Source organism: Pseudomonas sp. RGM 3321 (genome assembly GCF_022836805.1).
In the GTDB taxonomy this organism is placed as follows: domain Bacteria; phylum Pseudomonadota; class Gammaproteobacteria; order Pseudomonadales; family Pseudomonadaceae; genus Aquipseudomonas.
On sequence record NZ_JALHBH010000104.1, the window covers coordinates 14,238 to 34,800 of the forward strand.

Annotated in this window: 11 protein-coding genes; 7 read left to right on the forward strand and 4 right to left on the reverse strand. The window is 58.3% G+C overall.

The features are described from left to right. Window positions 1–150 precede the first annotated feature (150 nt). Both RGM3321_RS10310 and RGM3321_RS10315 read left to right on the forward strand, forming a co-directional pair. A complete protein-coding gene (locus RGM3321_RS10310; RefSeq protein WP_244393037.1) occupies window positions 151–3,717 on the forward strand; it encodes a transporter substrate-binding domain-containing protein in 3,567 nt (1,188 codons plus the stop codon). A 116-nt stretch (window positions 3,718–3,833) separates the two neighbouring features. Next, window positions 3,834–5,117, forward strand: coding sequence for an EAL domain-containing response regulator (locus RGM3321_RS10315; RefSeq protein ID WP_244393038.1), 1,284 nt, complete (start codon window positions 3,834–3,836; stop codon window positions 5,115–5,117). Here RGM3321_RS10315 and RGM3321_RS10320 read toward each other — a convergent pair. Further along, the gene (locus tag RGM3321_RS10320; RefSeq protein WP_244392973.1) at window positions 5,090–5,752 is read right to left on the reverse strand and encodes a response regulator transcription factor; all 663 of its coding nucleotides are present in this window, start codon (window positions 5,750–5,752) and stop codon (window positions 5,090–5,092) included. The genes RGM3321_RS10315 and RGM3321_RS10320 overlap by 28 nt on opposite strands. A gap of 287 nt (window positions 5,753–6,039) precedes the next feature. Between RGM3321_RS10320 and RGM3321_RS10325 the strand changes: the two genes are divergently transcribed. Then, the gene (locus RGM3321_RS10325; RefSeq protein ID WP_005743386.1) at window positions 6,040–6,336 is read left to right on the forward strand and encodes a DUF3509 domain-containing protein; all 297 of its coding nucleotides are present in this window, start codon (window positions 6,040–6,042) and stop codon (window positions 6,334–6,336) included. Window positions 6,337–6,517: 181 nt separating this feature from the next. Here RGM3321_RS10325 and RGM3321_RS10330 read toward each other — a convergent pair whose 3' ends face one another. Next, window positions 6,518–7,357, reverse strand: coding sequence for a TIGR02285 family protein (locus RGM3321_RS10330; RefSeq protein WP_244393039.1), 840 nt, complete (start codon window positions 7,355–7,357; stop codon window positions 6,518–6,520). Between the two features lie 333 nt (window positions 7,358–7,690). Between RGM3321_RS10330 and RGM3321_RS10335 the strand changes: the two genes are divergently transcribed. The 3 genes from RGM3321_RS10335 to RGM3321_RS10345 all read left to right on the forward strand — a co-directional run bounded on the left by RGM3321_RS10335 (window position 7,691) and on the right by RGM3321_RS10345 (window position 11,231). Beyond that, on the forward strand, window positions 7,691–8,233 hold the full coding sequence (locus RGM3321_RS10335; RefSeq protein WP_002554774.1) for a YaeQ family protein: 543 nt from the start codon (window positions 7,691–7,693) through the stop codon (window positions 8,231–8,233). A 62-nt stretch (window positions 8,234–8,295) separates the two neighbouring features. Further along, on the forward strand, window positions 8,296–10,011 hold the full coding sequence (gene recJ / locus RGM3321_RS10340; protein WP_244392974.1) for a single-stranded-DNA-specific exonuclease RecJ: 1,716 nt from the start codon (window positions 8,296–8,298) through the stop codon (window positions 10,009–10,011). Between the two features lie 113 nt (window positions 10,012–10,124). After that, window positions 10,125–11,231, forward strand: coding sequence for an NADH:flavin oxidoreductase/NADH oxidase (locus RGM3321_RS10345; RefSeq protein WP_244392975.1), 1,107 nt, complete (start codon window positions 10,125–10,127; stop codon window positions 11,229–11,231). 59 nt (window positions 11,232–11,290) lie between these two features. Here RGM3321_RS10345 and RGM3321_RS10350 read toward each other — a convergent pair whose 3' ends face one another. Then, window positions 11,291–13,378, reverse strand: coding sequence for a PAS domain-containing sensor histidine kinase (locus RGM3321_RS10350; protein WP_244392976.1), 2,088 nt, complete (start codon window positions 13,376–13,378; stop codon window positions 11,291–11,293). A gap of 288 nt (window positions 13,379–13,666) precedes the next feature. On the opposite strand from RGM3321_RS10350, the gene RGM3321_RS10355 reads away from it, so the two are divergent. Then, window positions 13,667–14,413 (forward strand): tellurite resistance TerB family protein, encoded by a 747-nt coding sequence (locus RGM3321_RS10355; protein ID WP_244392977.1) that lies wholly within the window; start codon window positions 13,667–13,669, stop codon window positions 14,411–14,413. Between the two features lie 57 nt (window positions 14,414–14,470). On the opposite strand, the gene RGM3321_RS10360 is transcribed toward RGM3321_RS10355, so the two are convergent. After that, complete coding sequence (locus RGM3321_RS10360) at window positions 14,471–20,440, reverse strand: NEL-type E3 ubiquitin ligase domain-containing protein (RefSeq protein WP_244392978.1); 5,970 nt, start codon at window positions 20,438–20,440, stop codon at window positions 14,471–14,473. Between the last annotated feature and the right edge of the window lie 123 nt (window positions 20,441–20,563).

A 20,563-nucleotide genomic window follows, 5' to 3' on the forward strand; every position in this document is an offset into this window, starting at 1 on the left:
ACTTGGCGGGCCTTTCTGTTTCTACGTGCCAAACTTCGCTGGTTTTCGAACCATAGAGTTGGGTCATTTGTAGTGAAGCAGGCAAGCATGCAGAGCGTAGTCAGGGAGACAGACAGCACATCGAGAGGCCGCGCGTGGCGCATGGCATGCATGTTGTTGGTGCTGGTTTTTGCCGAGGCAGCCGATGCGGCGCAAAGCTTGCCGTTTACACTGACAGCCCCTTTCGTGGCTTCAGCGGATCTGGCCCTGGCAGATCAGGATCGTGTGTGGCTCGACCAGCGCAAAGTGCTTCGGGTCGGCATTGCGATTGCTGACTACGAGCCGATTGACATCACCAGTGACCGCAACCGTTATCAGGGCATCAGTGCCGACTATCTTGGGCTGGTCAGCGACCAGTTGAACATTCCTGTGCAGGTCACGGGTTTTGCCATGCGTGACGAGGCCATCGAGGCGCTGCGTGACGGCAAGATAGACCTGCTGACCAGCGCCAATGGTTTTGAGCGGGGTGTGAAAGGGCTGTCGTTCTCGACCGAATACATGTCTGACCGATCTGTGGTCGTCGGTCGTGGCAACGATCTGAGCCCGCCGCCAAGCCTGGCCGGCAAGAAGGTTGTGCTGCTTGATGGCTATGCCGACTCGGACGTAGCTCACCGCGTTTATCCTGACAGCGAGCTCATTGTCGCGCCTAACCTTTACAGTGCTCTGGAGGCCTTGAGTCAGGGCGAAGTCGACGCTTTCATCGGCAACGAAGTCATTGTCCGGGCCTACACCGCCCTGCGCCCTTATCTCGGATTGCAGATCAAGTTCGAAAGCCGATTGCCCCCGGTAGGGTTTTCTTTTGCAGTGCGTGACGATGAGCAGCGCTTGCTGACCTTCATCAATCGTGCGCTGGACAGTATTGAACCGTCGATCAGTCGTGAAGTGCTCGGCCGCTGGACCATGGGGCTGGGTGCTGACGTGGAGGGACAACGCATTCGCCTTACCGGTGCCGAGCGGCGCTGGCTGCTCAAGCACCCGAGCGTGACCATCGCCACCACACAGCATCCGCCGTACATCTACAAAGACAAGAATGGCCAATGGGTGGGGCTGAACGCAGATGTGCTGTCCCGTATCTCACGCATGACCGGGTTACAGTTCGTTCATCAGGAAGTGCCTTCCACGCAGCAGAGCATTGAAATGCTGCGTGCCGGTCTTGCCGAGATGAACACCTCGCTTGCAGAAAATGCCGAGCGCCGGCGGTTTCTGGACTTTACCTATTCGTTCGGAGGCAACAGCTGGATGTTCGTGGTGCGCTCCGAGCGCTCATCCCGAGTATCGCTCGACAGTCTTGCCGGGAAAGTGCTGGCACTGCCTGCCCGGCATGCGCTCGAGGACCTGATCAGGCGCGAGCACCCCTTGATCCAGCTGCGGCTGGTGGAAACCTACGACCAGGCCCGCGCCCTGGTGGAAAGCGGTGTTGCCGACGCAACCATTCAGAATGAAGTGGGTGCCTACCTGTTCCCGGCCGGGCAACTGAAGGTCGCCCGCAGTGTCGATGGACAATGGTCACCCGACAGGTTTTCGGTGATCAAGACCCAGCCCGAACTGCTGGGCATTCTGAATAAGGCGCTGGAGGAATTCCCGGTGGCCGAGTTGCGCTCGATCCGTTTGAAGTGGCTTGGCTCGGCACTGCCTCAGCCTTCGCTCTGGGGGCGGATACCGCAGTGGGTATTCTGGGTACTGGCCCTGGCGTTACTCACCGGGCTGGTCTCGCTGGTCTGGAGCAGTCGCCTCAAGGTGCAGATTCGCCAGCGTCTCAAGGCCGAAAGGCAGCTCAATGACCAACTGGCCTTCAAGCACGCCTTGTTCGATGGTATCCCCAATCCGATTTATGTTCGCGATCTCAAGGGACGACTGATTTCCTGCAACCGTAGCTACGAGCAGAGCCTGGGCATCAGTTTCGAGCAGATGAATGGCCGACGCCTTACCGATGTCAATCTGATACCGCATGCATTAGCCGAACAGATGCATACCGATTACCTGAATTTGCTGGAAAATCACCAGCCGGTCTTTTCCGATCGCACCATCGAACTGTCCGGAAGACGCATGGACGTCTGGCAATGGACGGTCCCTTTCTTCGCCGCCGACGGACAGTTGCAGGGGTTGCTGGGCGGCTGGGTCGATATCACCGAGCGCAAGCAGCTCGAGCAGCAGCTCCAGGAAGCAATGCGTCTGGCCGCTCAAGCCAACGAGGCGAAAAGTATCTTCCTGGCCAGCATGAGCCATGAAATTCGCACGCCAATGGGCGCAATCATCGGTTTGCTGGAGCTGGAATGCGCACACGCTTTACGCCAGGGGCAGATACCGTCGCAAGGCTTGCAGGTCGCCCACCGCTCGGCTACGGAACTGGTCGCACTGATTGGCGAAAGTCTTGATCTGGCCAGAATCGAAGCGGGCGGCATGCAATTGTCATTAACCGTCACATCCTTGCAGGCTCTTTTCGAGGGTGTCATCGAGCTTTTTTCAGCGCAGGCTCAGGAAAAGGGCCTGGAACTGCGGCTGGAGTTCTCCGAGCAGGCTCAGGGCTATTACTGGCTTGACCCTCTAAGGTTGCGTCAGGTGCTGCATAATGTTTTGGGCAACGCCCTGAAATTCACCCGGCAAGGGGCGGTCGTTGTGAGGGTGGAGGTGCTGGATGACTCACCCGACTCGTCGGATGTACGCATCGCTGTCCAGGACAGTGGCGACGGTATCGAGCCTGGGCGTCAACAGCAGATATTCCAGCCCTTCACTCAAGCAAGCGGCGACACCGCTGCACATTACGGGGGGAGCGGGCTGGGACTGAGTATCACGCGGCAACTTGTGGAGTTGATGAAGGGCGATATCAGCCTGCACAGCGAGCCGGGCAAGGGCACGCTGGTCAACATCGATTTGCCGCTGATCAGAGTGAGCGAGCCGGTTTCGCCCTCCGACGATGCCCAGGATGCACCTGCGGATACGCGTAGCCTTCGTCTGCTGGTGGTCGATGATATGTCGGCCAATCGGCTGGTGTTGACCCGGCAACTGGAGTTTCTCGGCCATCAGGTGGTGGCTGTCGAAGACGGCAAGGCTGCACTGTCGACCTGGTGCGAACTGCCTTTCGATGCTGTCATTACCGACTGCAACATGCCGGGTATCAGCGGCTATGCATTGACCGAAGCCATTCGACAGATTGAAGAGAAAGAGCAGCTCCGGCACTGTCCGGTCATTGGTTGTACCGCTAACGCAATGAGCGACGAGGCTGCACGTTGTGAGCAGGCGGGGATGGACGGTCTGCTGATCAAGCCGCTTTCGCTGACGCGTCTGGCCCACGAACTGGCGGATCGGGTACGTGAGCCGACGTTCGACATCAGTACGCTGCAAAACATGACCCAGGCCAATCCGCAACAGATGCAACGTTTGTTGGGCGAGTTGTGGAAGAACCTCAGGCATGAGCACGCCTTGCTGGAGCCTGCGGTGCTGGCAAATGACTGGAAAGCCTTGAGCGCTTGTCTGCATAGGCTCAAGGGCGCGGCGAGTCTGGTTGACGCAGTGCCGTTGGCCAGGGCGTGCGCAGCGCTTGATAACAGTGTGCGGCTTGAGTGTGTGGCCAGTGTGCCTGAGCGCTGGCTGGCGCTGGAGACTGCGATGACCGGCCTGCGCGCTGATATCGAGTTGCAATTGGTGGCAGTGCCCGACATTGCACCGGCCCGCGATTGAAGCTTGCATGAAAAACCGTAATCGCCATCAGGTTTAGGACATGTCCTATGGGGCATGCGTGCGGGAGGAGCTACAGTAAGTGTTCCCCTGAGCCGTTGGCTCTGACTACCGTAGGCGTGACCGTGCACTCACTCAAGGTTCTGATTCTCGAAGACCATCCGTTCCAGCTGATGGCTCTGCACCAGATGCTCAACGCCAATCAGGTCTTCGATGTGCTGGCTGCCGAGAGCGTTGAGGTTGCCAGGCTTTCCCTGCAAAGCCGTGGTCCTGTCGACATTGCTATCTGTGACTTGCAGATGGACGGCCCCGACGGCCTTGAGCTGATCCGCTTTATGGCCGAAAACGGTTTGGCGAGGGCGCTTATCATTGTCAGCAGCTCTGCCGCTTACGTGCTGGAAGGTGTTGCGCAACTGGCGCTCAGTCAGGGGTTGGAAGTGTTGGGGTATGTGCAAAAACCTGCTTCGGCCGCTGTACTCCATGACCTGCTTGAGGCGTACGGGCCAGGCCGTGCCGGGAGTACGCCACACTCACCGGTAAAGCGTGCGTTCGGGGCGCTGTCTGCGGTGGAGTTGTTTGATCCGAAAGACACTATGCCCATAGACGTTGCGTCTGTTGCCGAACAGTGGGTTGCCTATTTTCAACCCAAGGTGAGTCTGCAAGGCGAGTTGCTGGGTGTCGAGGCGCTGGTTCGCTGGCAGCACCCCGCGCATGGCTTGCTGGCTCCCGGACGCTTCATGGACGCCATCGAAGCTGAGGAACTGACCGTTGCGTTGACCTGGCGTGTGCTGGATCAGGCCTTGCAGTTCTCTGCGCAGTTCATGCGCGAGCAGGGCGAAGTGCTGTCGATTGCGGTCAATATCGACCCACAAGTGCTGCAACAGGCGGATTTCGCCGGGCAGATCATGCAGGCGCTGGCCCGTCATGGCGTGCCGGCAACTGCGCTGACCCTGGAGATTCTCGAACAGGACGCCGCCCGCCCGGAAACCTGGCAGATGGAGGGCCTGTTGAGGCTGTGCATGCAGGGCTGCAAATTGTCTATCGATGACTTTGGCATGGGTGCTTCGAATATCGACAGGCTCCTTCAGTTACCCTTCAGCGAGTTGAAGATACCGACCGAGTTTGTGCGTGGCATGGCCGACGATGCGCGCAAGTCCGCAGTGGTGGCTGGAGCCATGCTCATGGCGCAGCGGCTGTCGATGTCGGTAGTGGTGGAGGGGGTCGAAACGATTGACGACTTTCACAGCCTGCTGGCATTGGGCAACCCGGCTATTCAGGGGTATTTCATTGCGCGTCCGATGCCCGCATCAGAGTTCCTGCGCTGGGCCGTCGAGCGCGAGTCTCATCTGCAGGCCATGCTGACAGAAGGCCAGCCTCAGGACATGCCGCTTTCCTGCAAGTAAATGAACAGTGCGGCGTCGTTGGCCAGGCCGAGCTTGCGCATGGCCGCGATTTTCTGTGCGCTGACAGTCTGTTTGCTGCGATTGAGCTGCGCAGCGATCTGGCCGACGGTATGGCCGGCCGAGAGCAGGCGTAACACTTCCAGCTCTCTTGGCGACAGTTTTTCTGTCGGCAACAGCGCATCAGGGCCGTACTGACGGGCTTCCCTTAGCACCCTGCGCACGGAATCAGCGACAAAAAACTCACCTCGCTGCACGCTCCTGATGGCCGCAGGCAGTTCTCCGGCAAGGCTGGCCTTGCTCAAAAGGCCGCGCACGTTAAGGTCCAGCATGGACTGAAAAAGTCCGGCATTGCTCAGTGTCGTTACAACGATCACTGGCAATGCCGGAAAATCCCGGTGGATACGCTGCAACAGGCGCAGGCCGTCGTTCTGCAGCTCGACCGGCATCATGAAATCAGTCACCAGCACATCGCAGGTGTGGCGCGCGAGTACCTGTAACAGTTCGTCCGGATTACAGGCTTCGGCGACGACGGTAGCCAGATCATCCTGTTCCAGTACGACACGCAGGCCGATGAGAAAAATAGGGTGGTCGTCAGCCACGATGACGCGCAACGGGCGATCAGTGGAATCGCTCAAGATGTGGCTCCATCAAAAAGGCTGATTGGTATTACAGATGACGGGATTGTTTAACGCAGTGATCAATAGCATAGGCGCCTTGTAGGACGCGTGGCGGAATTATGCTGAGTTTTCCTACAAGCACACTTCCTGTCGCCATCGGCCTCCGGTTTTTTCCTTGTCACATTCAACAGGCATGCTCGAAATGACAGACCGGTGCTGTGATCAGGCGATAGAAAGAACTTTCTGCTGTCGCCGACGGTCATTGGTTAGCACCTTTGCATTCAAACTGTTGAGTGGTGATCCGGATGGAAAATATCAGCTTACTGCTAAGCGAAGCGCTGGCTCCTTATCAGGCCAGTATTGGCCCGGCGGGTACTCGGGGCGAACGTCTGGTGACGCTTAAGGATAAAGCGGGCGTCTGTGTGATCGAGCGTACATTCGGCGCTGATCAACTGAGCGACAAGCGTCAGCTCACCGACGTGGTAGACGGCCTGCGCCGGGATTTGATGGTCGCCGAAGGTCGAATCGAACCCTGCGTCATTGCCGCGATGCGCAATGCTGCAATCAGCCGAACGTTTGTCGGCACTCCGTCTTTTGCTTAACAGTTGCTTAACAGTTGCCTGACTCGCGTCAACCATGTCGGAACCTGACGCGCTCGTTGCACTCCTATCCATTACGTCAGGTTTGATCATTGTGCTCCGGTGATCAAAGGTTGGCGTACTGACCATCATGGTCATGTTTACCCCGGGCAGGCCCCCTCTGTCCGGGGTTTCTTTTAGGTTGTCAGTTCTTCTCGAACAGCGCCTTGACGTCTTCCAGGTAGCTTGCCCGTTGCTCGGGTTCCAGCCACTTCGCGTAAAAGCCCATCAAGCTGCTTTCGCGCAATACACGCATCTCCCGGTTGATCTGTGCGAGGGCTTTTTTGCCTTCAGGTGAGTCGCTGCAGCTGATATAGACGAATTGGTAGGCAGGGTTGCCTTTGATCGGCAAGAAGGCCAGTTCATCCGGCCTTATGCCTTGTTGCATGGCCTGATAGCGCGCTTCCGGCCAGAAACTGATAAAGGCTTGCAGGCGTCCCAGACGTTCCATTTGCAGCAGGCTGCCGGTTGCATCGTTACCGTAATGGAGCACCAGCGCCTCTTCGTCGACACCTTGCAGCGTATGATCGATCAGCTCTCCATAGCTGCGTTCGGCAACCATACCCAATTTGATCGTCCGGCTGGCCATCAGCGCCGCGAAGTCGATTTTTCCATCCTTCACATACGGCTCGAACATCGACATCTCTTCCTTGCGTACAATCAGGCCGCTGCTGAATATGGCGCCGATCGGTATGGAGAAAAGCAGGTTTCTGGCTCGCTCCTCAGTCCACAGCATGGTGGGATCACAATTCAGAGACGTGCCGTCGTTAAGCATCTGCAGGCCCCTGGCACGATTGACGCGCATCAGCACGTGATCGTATTCGGGCATTCGTGCAGTTAACAAAGGCATGAGCTGATCAATGGCACCTTGCCCGCGCATGACCCCGGAAAAGATCGTCGAAGGCGGTATGTCGCGCATCAGCCAGGTCAGTGTCTCCCTTGCCTGGCTGGTGCATGACAGGGCCGCCAGCGACAGGGCGAGCATCAATCGAGCCGTTGTGCAGTACGAGGCAGGAAGGGACATTCGCTGGTTTCATCCTCGAAAAAGATTCAGCAAACTGGAGTAGGGTGGCAGCTCTTTGAGTGGCGCTGCGCCTATGGCGTCACATTCGAGTGCTTCGGCAGTCCCTTGCCGGGATCCAGGTACTCGGAGCAGATCGTCTACAAGGCCAATCTGTATCAGAATTTTGTTTCAGGCTATCGATTTTTATATAGCCCGCAAGTCGGGGCAATTACATCCCCTGTGCGAGCAAGTTCGTTCACAGGCCCGGCATCGGTTAGACTTGCCGTCTTACCTCCAGACTCTAGAAGCCCGTTCATGGCCCAGCCGTCCACGACCTACAAATTCGAACTCAACCTCACCGACCTTGATCGCGGAGTGTATGAGAGCGTCAAACAGACCATTGCCCGCCATCCTTCTGAAACCGAAGAGCGCATGACTGTGCGTCTGCTGGCCTATGCCTTCTGGTACAACGAACAATTGTCGTTCGGTCGCGGCCTGTCTGATGTGGACGAACCCGCACTGTGGGAAAAAAGCCTGGATGATCGGGTTTTGCACTGGATTGAAGTCGGGCAGCCGGATGCCGACCGCCTGACCTGGTGCTCGCGTCGCACCGAACGCACCAGCCTGCTGGCCTACGGCAGCTTGCGCGTTTGGGAAGGCAAGGTCATCCCGGCGATCAAGAACCTGAAAAACGTCAACATCGCCGCCGTCCCGCAGGACGTGCTGGAAGTGCTGGCCAAGGATATGCCGCGGGTCATCAAGTGGGATGTGATGATCAGTGAAGGAACGGTGTTCGTCACCGACGACCGCGGCCAGCATGAAGTCCAGCTGCAATGGCTTGCGGGCGAACGCGGCTGACAGCCACCGGTTCCGATCGAAAAAACATTCATCGACACTGCAAAGAGAATCAGCTGACCCGCATGCGCATCGAACCTCGTCTATTGCCCGATACCTTGCCGTTTCTCGGCGACCTGCCGCCCTTGCTCACTCGTCTTTATGCCGCAAGGGGCGTGGCCTGCGAGGCCGAGCTGGACAAAAGCCTGGCGCGGTTGATCCCTTACCAGCAACTCAAGGGTATCGATGCTGCGGTAGACCTGCTGGTAACGGCGCTGCGCGAAGGCCAGCGCATGCTGATTGTCGGTGATTTCGATGCCGACGGCGCGACTGCCAGCACCGTGGGTGTTCTGGGGCTACGTCTGCTGGGCGCGGCACACGTCGATTATCTGGTGCCTAACCGTTTTGAGTACGGTTATGGCCTGACGCCGGAAATCGTCGAAGTGGCGTTGCAGCGCGAACCTCAGCTATTGATCACCGTGGATAACGGCATTTCGAGCGTCGAGGGTGTGGCCGCTGCCAAGGCGGCAGGCTTGCAGGTACTGGTCACCGATCACCATTTGCCGGGGCACGAACTTCCGGCGGCAGACGCCATCGTCAACCCCAACCAGCCAGGCTGTACCTTTCCCAGCAAATCGCTGGCCGGTGTCGGGGTTATTTTCTATGTGTTGATGGCCTTGCGTGCGCGTTTGCGTGACACCGGCTGGTTCGAGAGCAACCAGCGTGCCCAGCCCAATCTGGGTGAGCTTCTGGACCTGGTCGCGCTGGGCAGCGTGGCCGACGTAGTGCCTCTGGACGCCAACAACCGCATTCTGGTGCATCAGGGCCTGATGCGTATCCGTGCCGGGCGTGCCCGCCCGGGGCTGCGCGCCATTCTGGAAGTCGCACGACGTGAGCCTTCGCGCATCACCTCCACTGACCTGGGGTTCATTCTCGGACCACGCCTGAACGCGGCGGGGCGTCTGGACGACATGAGTCTGGGCATTGAATGCCTGCTCTGCGACGACCCGACACTGGCGCGAGAAATGGCCGTGCAACTGGACGAATTGAACCAGGATCGCAAATCCATCGAGCAAGGCATGCAGCGCGAAGCGCTCGCGCAGCTCAAGGACCTGCCGCTGGAGTCCATGCCGTTCGGCCTGTGCCTGTTCGATGCCGAATGGCATCAGGGTGTCATCGGTATCCTGGCCTCGCGCCTCAAGGAGCGCTACCACCGACCCACCATCGCGTTCGCCAGTGCCGGGGAGGGCGTGCTCAAAGGCTCGGCTCGCTCGGTGCCGGGGTTTCACATTCGCGATGCGCTGGACGCTGTGGCCGCCGGTCATCCGCAACTGATCAGTAAATTTGGCGGGCACGCAATGGCGGCAGGTCTCTCGCTGCCCGAAGAGAACTTCCCGGCGTTTGCCGAAGCGTTCGACCTGGAAGTGCGTCGTCAGCTCGACGAGCAGGACCTGACCGGGCGTCTGCTGTCTGACGGTTCGCTGGCCGTCGAGGAGTTTCATCTGGAACTGGCCCGCGCACTGCGCAATGCCGGTCCCTGGGGGCAGCACTTCCCCGAGCCGTTGTTCCATGGGGTGTTTCAACTGGTTGAACAACGGGTGGTGGGCGAGCGCCATTTGAAGATGGTGCTCAAGACCGAGTGCGGCAGCGTCAAGCTCGATGGCATTGCGTTCAGCGTCGACCGTGACATCTGGCCCAACCCCAACATTCGCTGGGTCGAACTGGCCTACAAACTTGACCTTAACGAGTTTCGTGGCAACGAAACCGTGCAGTTGATGGTGGTGCACATCGCGCCACGCTGACAATCAGCAGGAACCCCTCTCGCTACCGGGTTGTCGACAACAGACTGTCTGCAAAACCTGTTCATTGAATGAACGGAGCCTGGACACCGGAATTTTCATTACGAGAGGTTGCCATGAGCCTGCTGCTTGAACCCTACACCCTGCGCCAACTTACCCTTCGCAACCGTATTGCAGTCTCGCCGATGTGCCAGTACTCCAGTGTCGACGGCCTGGCCAACGACTGGCATCTGGTTCATCTGGGAAGCCGAGCGGTTGGCGGCGCCGGCCTGGTCATTACTGAAGCGATGGCGGTGACGCCGGACGGCCGCATAACCCCCGAAGACCTGGGGTTGTGGAACGACGAACAGATCGAGCCGCTGCAACGCATTACCCGCTTTATCAATGCTCAGGGGGCGGTGGCTGGCATCCAGCTGGCGCACGCCGGTCGCAAGGCCAGCACTTGGCGCCCGTGGCTTGGCAAGCACGGCAGCATTTCCCGCAATGAAGGTGGCTGGACTTCGGTCGGGCCTTCGGCAATTGCTTTTGATCCGCAGCATACGGCGCCTCTGCAACTGAGCGAAACGCAGATTCAGGAGCTGATCAAAGCGTTTGTCGATTCCGCAAGGCGCGCCCTGACCGCAGGCTTCAAGGTAGTAGAAGTTCACGCTGCCCACGGTTATCTGCTGCACCAGTTCCTGTCGCCATTGAGCAACCAGCGCACCGACCAATATGGTGGTTCATTCGAGAACCGCATCCGTCTGACGCTGCAAGTCACCGAAGCGGTGCGCGCAGTGTGGCCTGAAGAGCTGCCGTTGTTCGTTCGCGTGTCCGCCACCGACTGGGTGGAAGACGGCTGGAACGCCGATGAAACGGTAGAGTTGGCGCGCCGTCTGAAGGCGCTGGGTACCGACCTGATCGATGTGTCGTCGGGCGGCACCTCAGCTAACGCGGAAATTCCGGTTGGCCCCGGCTATCAGACGCGTTTTGCCGAACGGGTTCGCAAAGAGTCCGAAATCGCTACAGGCACGGTAGGCATGATTACTGATCCGGCTCAGGCAGAGCATATTCTGCGCACCGGGCAGGCCGATATCATCCTGCTTGCGCGTGAGCTGCTGCGTGATCCTTACTGGCCGCTGCGTGCCGATGAAGACCTGGGCGGACGCTTGGCGACCTGGCCTGCACAGTATCAACGCGCCACACATAGGGATCAGCCGATTCATGAGTCTGATCTGCGGGATTGATGCCCGTTCGGTTTACAGAGGTAAGCAGCAAACGAGTGAGCGCCGCAGGGCGCTCATTTTTATTCGCTTTCCAGAAGTTCGGTGACGCGTCCGATCAGTTCGGCAATGGCAAAAGGCTTGGGCAGTACATGCATGCCAGGTTCCAGCGTATCGTGGGCCAGCGCCGCGTTTTCAGCGTAGCCCGTCACAAACAGTATTTTCAGGTCGGGCCGAACATCCCGGGCGGCGTCTGCGACCTGACGACCGTTCATGCCGCCTGGCAGACCGACATCGGTAATCAACAGGTCAATGGCCGCTTTGGACTGCAGAATGGTCAGAGCATCGGCACCTCGCTCGGCCTGCAAAATGGTATAGCCAAGGTCTTCAAGCAACTCGGCAATCAGCAGACGCACAGCGGGCTCGTCATCAACGACCAGAATGGTTTCATCGCTAATGCCAGGCGCGGGTACTTGTAGAGGGTTGTCTTCAAGTGCCACCGCTTCAGGCTCACCTTCATGCATCGGCAGCAGGATGCAGACTTTCGAGCCCTCTCCGACGTTTGAGGTGATGGTGACGCCGCCTCCGGACTGCCGTGCAAAGCCGTAAATCATCGACAGCCCGAGGCCCGTCCCCATGCCTAACGGTTTGGTGGTGAAAAATGGATCGAAGGCCCGTGCCATGACATCTTTGTCCATGCCCGTGCCTGTATCGCTGACGCATAACTCCACGTAACGACCTGCGGGCAACTGATACCTCGTCGCTGCTGCTGCATTCAAATGACGGTTGCAAGTCTGAATCAGCAGCTGTCCGCCGTCGGGCATGGCGTCCTTGGCGTTGATACATAAATTGAGCAGCGAGTTTTCCAACTGATGCGGGTCCACCAGCGTCGACCACAGCCCTCGTGAAGCAATGACCTGCATATCGATGGCAGGGCCCACGGTACGCCGGATCAGTTCATCCATGCCTGCCACCAGAAGGTCGATATCCGTCGCCTTGGGGGCCAGAGTCTGACGGCGCGAAAATGCCAGCAGGCGGTGCGTCAGAGAGGCCGCGCGTCTCGAGCCCTCCAGTGCTGCATTGATGTAGCGATCCAGCTCCGTGAAGCGCTCCTGTCTGATCCTCGACAGGAGCAACTCCATGTTGCCGGTGACGCCCATCAGCAGGTTGTTGAAGTCATGTGCCAAACCGCCGGTCAACTGTCCGACCGCTTCCATTTTCTGGGCCTGAATCAGTGCTTCTTCGGCAATACGCAATGCTTCGATGCGATCTTTCTCATGGGTCAGGTGCTTGCCCAGCGCAAAAATGATTCCATTGCCAGGCGCAGCGGTCCAGCCGAACCAGTGATAGGTCCCGTCCACATGCAGGTAGCGATTCTCAAACAGCGGCAAAACATTATTGATGGTGTGTTGCAGGGCATCCTCGGTATTGCGGACATCATCTGGATGCAGCAGGCTCATGATCGAGCTGCCCAGCAGCTCTTGTTCAGTGCGGCCCAACAGCACCGTCCAGGCCGGGTTCACCCGCAGGAAAATGCCGTTGAAATCGAGTATAGCCAGCGGATCCGGGGAAATCTCCCAGAATGTATCCAGCTCCAGGGTCCGCTGTGCCAGCCTGGCGGTCTGTCGTCGTTCCAGATCTACCAGATCGTCGATCAGTTTCAGGCGTTTGCGCTCACTGTCCCGCAACGCTTGCTGACTGAGGACATGCTCGGTGGTTTCGTTAGTGATGCAAAACATGCCAACGATCATCCCTTGCTCGTCGATCACCGGCGAGAAGGAGAATGACCACCATGTCTGCTCGACCTCACCGAAGCGCGCCATGCTCAGCGGCATGTCCTTGTAATGGCAGGGCTTACCAGCGTATGCATCAATGACCAGCGGCGCGACCTGATCCCACACATCAGCCCAGAGGTCCGGAATAAGCGCGCCGATGGCGTTATCCTTACGCGGGCCGAGGATGGGGGTATAAGCATCATTGTGGAAAAACACCAGCTCCGGTCCCCAGAGCAGATACATGGATTCCGGCGAGTTCAGAATCAGATTCAGGGTGTTTTTCAGCGATACCGGCCAATGCTCGATGGGTCCGAGTAGCGTCTGGCTCCAGTCCTTTGATCGGATAATCCCGGCAGCCGTGCCGTTAGCTGTCGGGAAACCAGTGGGCGATATCACTTCAGGCAAGCTCCTGACGGTATGCGTCTTGCGTTCATATGGGTGTACTTAAGGTTGATCAATCTGGACGAGCAGTCTTTTTAACTGCTTTTCGTACCGGCTGCTCCACTATTGACCCCTTATCAGAGCGGCGCGTTGCACGTGTTTCGCTGATATCGGGAATGATTGGATGAATGGGGCTGGCCGGGAATCGTAACATTCGGAAGCACGCCGGTAATCTTAAGTCAGTGACTTCCTGTCAACTTGTTGGTCAATGACTCATCTGACAAACCTTGTAGGAGGCTTTCTGTGAATACGCGTGGCTTACTCGATCAGTTGCTCAAATCCGGACAAAGCCTGTTGCAGGACAAGGCTAACGGCAAATCCGGCAAGCAGTCTTCGGGCAGCGATTCATTGATCAATGGTCTGGGCAGCCTGCTCGGCGGCGGCAAAGGCCAAGGGACTTCCCAGAGCGGTCTTGGCGGTCTGCTGTCCGGAGCCGGTGGCGGTGCGCTGGCTGCAGGTGCCATGAGCCTTCTGCGCGGCAAACGCTCGCGCGGTATGGGCGGTAAGGTGCTGACTTACGGGGGGCTGGCGGCATTGGGCGTACTGGCCTATAAGGCCTACAACAACTGGCAGTCCAGTCAGGGCCTCGTCGGTCAGCGTGAGCCGCAAACCATCGATCGCTTGCCCGAGGCTGAAGCCGAGCAGCACAGCCAGGCCATCCTGCGGGCACTGGTCGCTGCTGCAAAAGCCGATGGTCATGTGGATGAGCGTGAGCGTGAACTGATCGAGGGTGAGTTCAGCAAATTGAACAGCGATCAGGCGCTTCAGCAATGGCTTCAGGCCGAGTTGAACAAACCGCTGGACCCGGCAGAAGTGGCCCGCGCTGCGACCACGCCTGAAATGGCAGCGGAAATGTATATCGCCAGTGTCATGCTGGTGGATGAAGAGCATTTCATGGAGCGCGCCTATCTCGATGAGCTGGCGCGCCAGTTGAAACTGGAGCCCGGTCTCAAGACCGAACTGGAAGGGCAGGTGCGGGGCGCGGAGTAAACTGCTACGTCCGCTACCGGACCGCCTGGCGCACTGTGCGTCAGGCGGCCCATGCCATCAAAGATGCTCCAGCCCTTCGGCGTTGGTCAGCTCCCTTATGAGCGTTGTTTGCTGTTCCTTGAAGCTGGCCTCGAATTCGCGAATGCGTCCTTCGTATTCCGGGTTGTCCAGGCTGATGTCACGTTGTTCGAATTCGTCGGTGAGCCGGTTCAGGTCAGTCCTGTAAATACGTTCGAGTTCATCGAACCGTCCAGCATGGGTTTCGCGCAGATAGTTGATCCAGTAATCCTGCTGCTGGGCGAAGTGCAGGAATGGTTCGCCTTGTTCTCCGGCCTGCACGCGAAGCAGGGCTGTCTCGAACTCACCCGGCCTGATGGCGGCGTGGGCCTGGAACAACATGCCTTCCGGTGGTACGGGCAGGTCCAGCGCGCTTGCCCAGTGTGTGCGATACGCCAGACGGACTTCAGCTTCATCGCGGCTCCCGGTCTGTTCGCGGGCAGCAGCATCAAGTTCGGACAGGCGATAAAGCCGTAATGTCAGCCGATACAGCAGTGCACCTCGCTGCTCCGGCACCACATCGTGCAGTGACTGACGAATGAACACCATCACCTCCATCTGGTTGAACTCCAGCAGGATGCCGTCGGGGCAGGTGTTGTTGTCACGCAACAGCCTGAGTGGTTCTTCGGCAATAGCACTCAGGGTCATTCCCAGTTGCGGGTCCTGACTCACCGAGCCGAGTACTCGCCAGACGCGCTCCTGTAGTGCCGCCCGGCTGGCAGTATTGCGATAGTCGGCACTGTGCCGCAGCGAACCGATCAGCTCCAGTAGCCTGCGGTTGTGGTCGTCTGCCTCCAGTTGCGCCCAGATCGTACGCCGTGCGGGGCTGAGCGGGTTGCTGTCGTCCAGCCAGGGGTCGGCAGTCACTGGCTCTGGAGTAAATGCCTGACTGTCTTCTGACTCGTAGTCTGATATCGATGAGTCCGAGTCATGGTGTTCCGTCCAGTCCATCGCGTCGAGTTCGGGTGGCAGGTCCATGTCAACGGTGAAAGAGCGTCCATAGCGTTGTGACAAATGTCCTCGGCGCATGCTGTCTTCGGAAAGCGGGTTGTTCAGCAAGCTTATTTCCGTGTGCGAAAATTCGCTGCCTGGATTGGCCAGAATATGCTCCGGCAAGTCAGTAATCAGATTGCCTTCCAACAGGAGCGTCCTTAAATGTGCTGGAATCATGTCATCCACCCAGGTCGGCCATTCGGTTAACTCGACGTTATTGAGTGATAGCCAGTTAAGCTCGGTATTGCCGAGGGCAGACAGATCGCTGATCGCGCCTATCCGGTTGCCATCCAGTTCCAGCCGCGAGAGCGCCGGAATACGGCTGAAGAAATCGATGTGCTTTTGCTCGATCACCATTCCCTGGTCAATCAGCGATAGCGAACGAAGTAGTGGAAGCTCAAGCAGCGCCGCAGGCAGTTGCAGCAGCGGTGCGACATGCCCATTCATTTCCAGTGAGTTCAGACCAGTCATACTGCGCAGCAACTGGTCCAGGTCAGATACCGTGGCCGTCACTCTGCTCAAGTGCAGATAGCGTATCTGGCGATAGAAGAATTCCGGTAACTGGCGAGGGAAATCGACCAGCGCAAGGTTTTCCAGGCGCAGTGGACGGTGGATTTGCCCCAGGCTGAACGCTCGCCAGTGATCAGTCAATATTCTGCCTATTCCGCGGCGGGCTTCGATGGTCTGCTCACTCGCAGTGGCCATCGAGCTTGAGGCATGTGTCCACTGATCAAGGGCGGCAGCTAATTCGGCACCTTCGCGCAGCTGCATGTTTATAACGCCTTGCACGGCGAGCGGCGTTTCCATGAGGAAGCGAAAGGAACAGTCGGGTACAGCCTCGTTGATGCGTGCGTGCATCGCCGTGTGCCGGGACAGGCTGTTGCCGCGTAAGTCGATCAGGGTCTGATGCTCAGCGTTGAGAGGATTGTCGAGGATCCAGTCCGGCAGTTCGGTCAGGTTGTTGTGAGCCACCGACAGCTCACGAATATTGTTCGGGATTATGTCCGTCAGCCAGGAAGGCCAGCGGTACATGCCGACTCGCTCCAGTATCAGCCGGTCAAGATGCAGCCAGCCAAGGTCCATGGGCAGCAAGCTGACCAGTCGGTTGCCGCTGAGGTTCAGCGACCTGAGATCAGGCATATCGCGCAAGTGGTTCATCTGCGCCTGATCCAGAAAAATGCTCTGGTTGATCAGTCCCAGTTCAGTGAGTTGCGGCAGCACACTGGACACTTGTTGGGGCAGGTTGAGGAAGGCCGATATCTCCGGATCCGTAACAGTGCCGGGTTCGCTGACCAGGTTGAGTGACCGCGTATGGGGGAACCGTTGCAGAAAGTGTCCAAGTTCGAAGCAGTTGGTCAACTGTCTCGGCAGATCCGTGGCTGCCGGTATTGAAAGCTCCGCGCCCGGGCGCGCTCGGGGTTCGATCGAGATGTTCTCCAGATGGAGTCCGGTCACCCGTGCATAGACAAAATCCGGCAGATGTCGTGGGAAGTCAGTCAGGGATACCTGCTGCAGATAAAGTGGCTCAAGCGTTCGTCCGATTTCAGGCAGTTTATTGATGCGCCAGTGGTTCCAGATAGCCTCACTGATACGCGTCCGGCTATCGATATGCGCCGGACTCATGGGCGGCATTGCCACGATCTCAGAGGTCCAGGCGTCAAGACTTGCCCGCAGCATCATTTGTTCGCCTAGCAAACTGTTGAGTCGTTCATCGATAGCCCTATTATCCCAGCCGGTGTGGCGCAGGCGGCTGAGAATATCTTCGGGGAACGCATCCTCCAGCTCCAGCAAACGGATCTTGTCCAGCAGGCTTTCATCGGTCATATGCCAGTCGGTTCTTCCGTTACCGCTCAAGGGATATCCAAGGCGGCCATCGGCCAGGCGCATGGGGGATCTGGAACCAGGTTTGAGCGCCTGCATTTTCAGCAGCGGTGCGAGAGTCTGACGAGGTAGAGGGTTTTCCTGGATCAGAGCCGCCAGCGACTGCCCCTGGCCGGTATGGGTAAAACCCAATTGGCTGCGCTCGGCATCGGGCAGGGCTTGAAGTACGGAGGAATACAGATCGTCCAGCCCGTGCAGGTGCTGGTCGTCAGCGTCACGGGTCTCATAGCGATTGCCATCTTTTATCAGCACCTTGCGAATGGGGGCCTCCTGGGCCCCGATACTGTCGAGTAATTGGCCGCCAAAGAAGCGATTGCGCACCTCCAGCCTCACCTTTGAAGGCCATTGCGCAAGGGCTTCAAGGCTGTGCAGGACAAGGCAATCGGTATCGGCGCTGGATACCGAGGTCAGGTAAAGGCCCTCATAGGCCCGCGCCAACCGCACCTGCTGCAAATAGGCGCTGGCTTCTTCGGCCATTCGCAAGGGTACGCGGCGCTCTTTTGTGAGCTGTACCCGCTCGGCTGGCGAGGCGTGGCTGGCCAGCTCCTGGACAACCAGCGGTGGCAAGCCCGAAAACGCCTGCTGGAGGGTTTGCGCGCCGTCCGTATCGGCGACTTTCAGAGCGCGGTAATGTGATTCGAACAGCCAGGCTCTGGTTGCCCGGGCACGCGCCACCAATTGCGCGCGTAGAGTGATCAGCCGCGGTGCAATGCCCTGCGGACCCGCACCGAACTCTTCGTTGAGCAGGGTCCGGATTTCGATGTTGTTCAGTTTTTCCAGTACCTGGCGCAGGGCATCTGGCTGGTCGGCACGAATATGGATGTCGAGCGGGGCTGCAGCGCCAGAATGCTGCGCCGCAACGAACCGCTGGAGCGCGCTGCCCTTAGCATCCACCAGCACCAGTGTGCGATTGTTCGGCCAGCCAGGGTCCTGGCTCAGCAGTTCAAGTTGGAGGGGAGCTGCTGCGTCTGCATCGTTGGCTTCCATCTGCTCTATGAAACGATCGATTTCCTGATCCAGCCTGAATCGGTGCGCTGTGTCTTTGAGCAAGGCAGGTGGGCGGCGCTGATCAGCCAGAGCCTGACGCATCACGGATTCAGGTGTGTTGCTGACCTTTATGATGCGTCTGGCTGCGCTGTCTGAAAACGCTTCGCTGGAATACCCCAGCCGTCGAAACAGCGTCAGACCTTCCATCTCCAGCGGGCGATCCAGCTCATGCAGCCATGCTCCCGCGCCGTTGTGGCGCAAGGCGGGTTGATAGCCGTGCGGGTTGGTTGGGTGCTCCATCAGATAACCATCGCCGGTCGGCTCAGGCTTGACCGAATACGTTCGTCCCTCGAGTGGCAACCACTGTCTGTCTTGCCATGTGTACAGGCCGGTGGCGTCGGGCTGCAGGCCTTCAGGCAGCACGACGTCATGAGCAAAGGGTGTCAGGTCGGGCTTCCAGAGGCGAGTCATTCCATCCGGCAACTCCACGGGTTTCAGGCTGTTTACGAACTCGGGCACTTGTATCGCCGGGATGCCTGCTGCTCCCGTCACCGCAGCGCCAAGGGCCGACATCAGGGCAATGTTCTCCACCACATCGAAAAGGTAGGCGAACGCCTGCTGTCTCTCGTCTTTGGCCCAGCTCTCTATGCCCTCATAGACCTCATGTGTCAGCTGAATGGCGGTGACGGTCATCATCACTTCGCCCAATACCGGAACGACAAAAGCGGCGATGTTCAAGACGTCGAATGCTTTGTCCTTGAAGTACTGCACACGCTCGTCGAAGGTTTTCTGGTCCTGCGCCGCCGTCGGCACGCCATGAAACAGCGCATCGTCCTTCAACGTTGCACGTTTGCGATCGTACAGGGCCTCCGGCAACGAGCCTTGCAGCGGGATTTCTCTCAGGTCCAGCCGGGCGTTTCGGTCAGCTTCACGTTCCAGCCACTGGCGCTCGAATAGACCACCTTTCTTGACTTTGGGGTGCAGACGCTCGGACAGCTTTTCAAACAAGGCACTTCGGTGGCGTGCCGGTATGAACCGCGTGAAGAAATTCAGATACCCGTTGATGAACATCCGGTCGCGCAATGCGTTTATAAACACCTCGACCGAGTCGTATTCCTTCAGCGGCGCAACCGGGTCGTCCGGAATGTAGACGACAATCTTTTCTGCCTGAGTTGCCACGTCGCGGTCTTTGCCGATAACAAACAGGCCGTCAAGTTCGACATCCCCCAGGCACAGTAAGCTGCAGTTGACGGGCCTGTTATCAAGCCGGACGTTTTGCTTGCCGTCGAGAATATCCAGTAACGCGCACTGCAATGGCGGGCTGACCAGTTTCTGCAGGGAGGCAATCTGCAGTTGAAGTCGGATGGACGATGACTGAAGTTGCAGGAAGTCCTTGCGCAGCCTGGATGCCGCAATGTCCGCCGTCTCTTCGGTTGTTGAAGGTGTATTGAAGGCGGACTCAAGGTGGGCCTGGTATTTGCCGCCCAGGTCCAGCTCGCGGCACATTGCTGCGAACCCGGTCGCAGGTATCGGCAAGGACTGGCCGGTGATCTGCTGACCGATGATTTCAAATGAGGAAAACACCTGAGCCTTGATGCCCGAGTCCGAGTCCATCGCGCCGGGCGCGGTTTCCCACGCTTCGAAATTCTGCAGCGCAGCCTTGAGCAGGCTCTGACTGGCAGTCCTCAAGGCAATGTTGGCTTGAGTCACGGGGTCTCGGGATGCCGCCAGGAACGACTGGTCGACTCTGGCCCGGCTGGCGTGAAACAGCGAGGTTCGGGCGACGTCCACCTCCAGCCCGAAGCGGTCCTTGATCGCCGCCGTCAGAAGAGGGGTCGCAAATTCTTCCAGTGTCGAGAGGCGACCAAGCGTCGGACGAACCTTTTCTTCATTCTGGCGATGCTCGGCATAGAGCTGCTGCAGTTTATCGACTTGCTCCGGGCTGGACGTTCGCGCGCTCGTCAGCCATTGCAAAGGGCGTCCGGAGGTTTTGCGCAGAGCCGCATGGGTTGCCGATTCTGCGTCAAGCAGCCACCCGGGTGATTTATCTTTTATAAGTTGCACATGCGGGGCGGCAGATGCCTTGCCCGGCGAAGTTTGATCCAGCATTGAAGTGCCTTGTCGTGAGTGAGCAGGCGACAAAGCTTACGTTTGAGGTCAGGCCAGCAAGTGCTAACTATTTATCGGCTGCACAGGTTCCTGAGGTCTTGTGCTCAAGTAGTGGTGACAAGG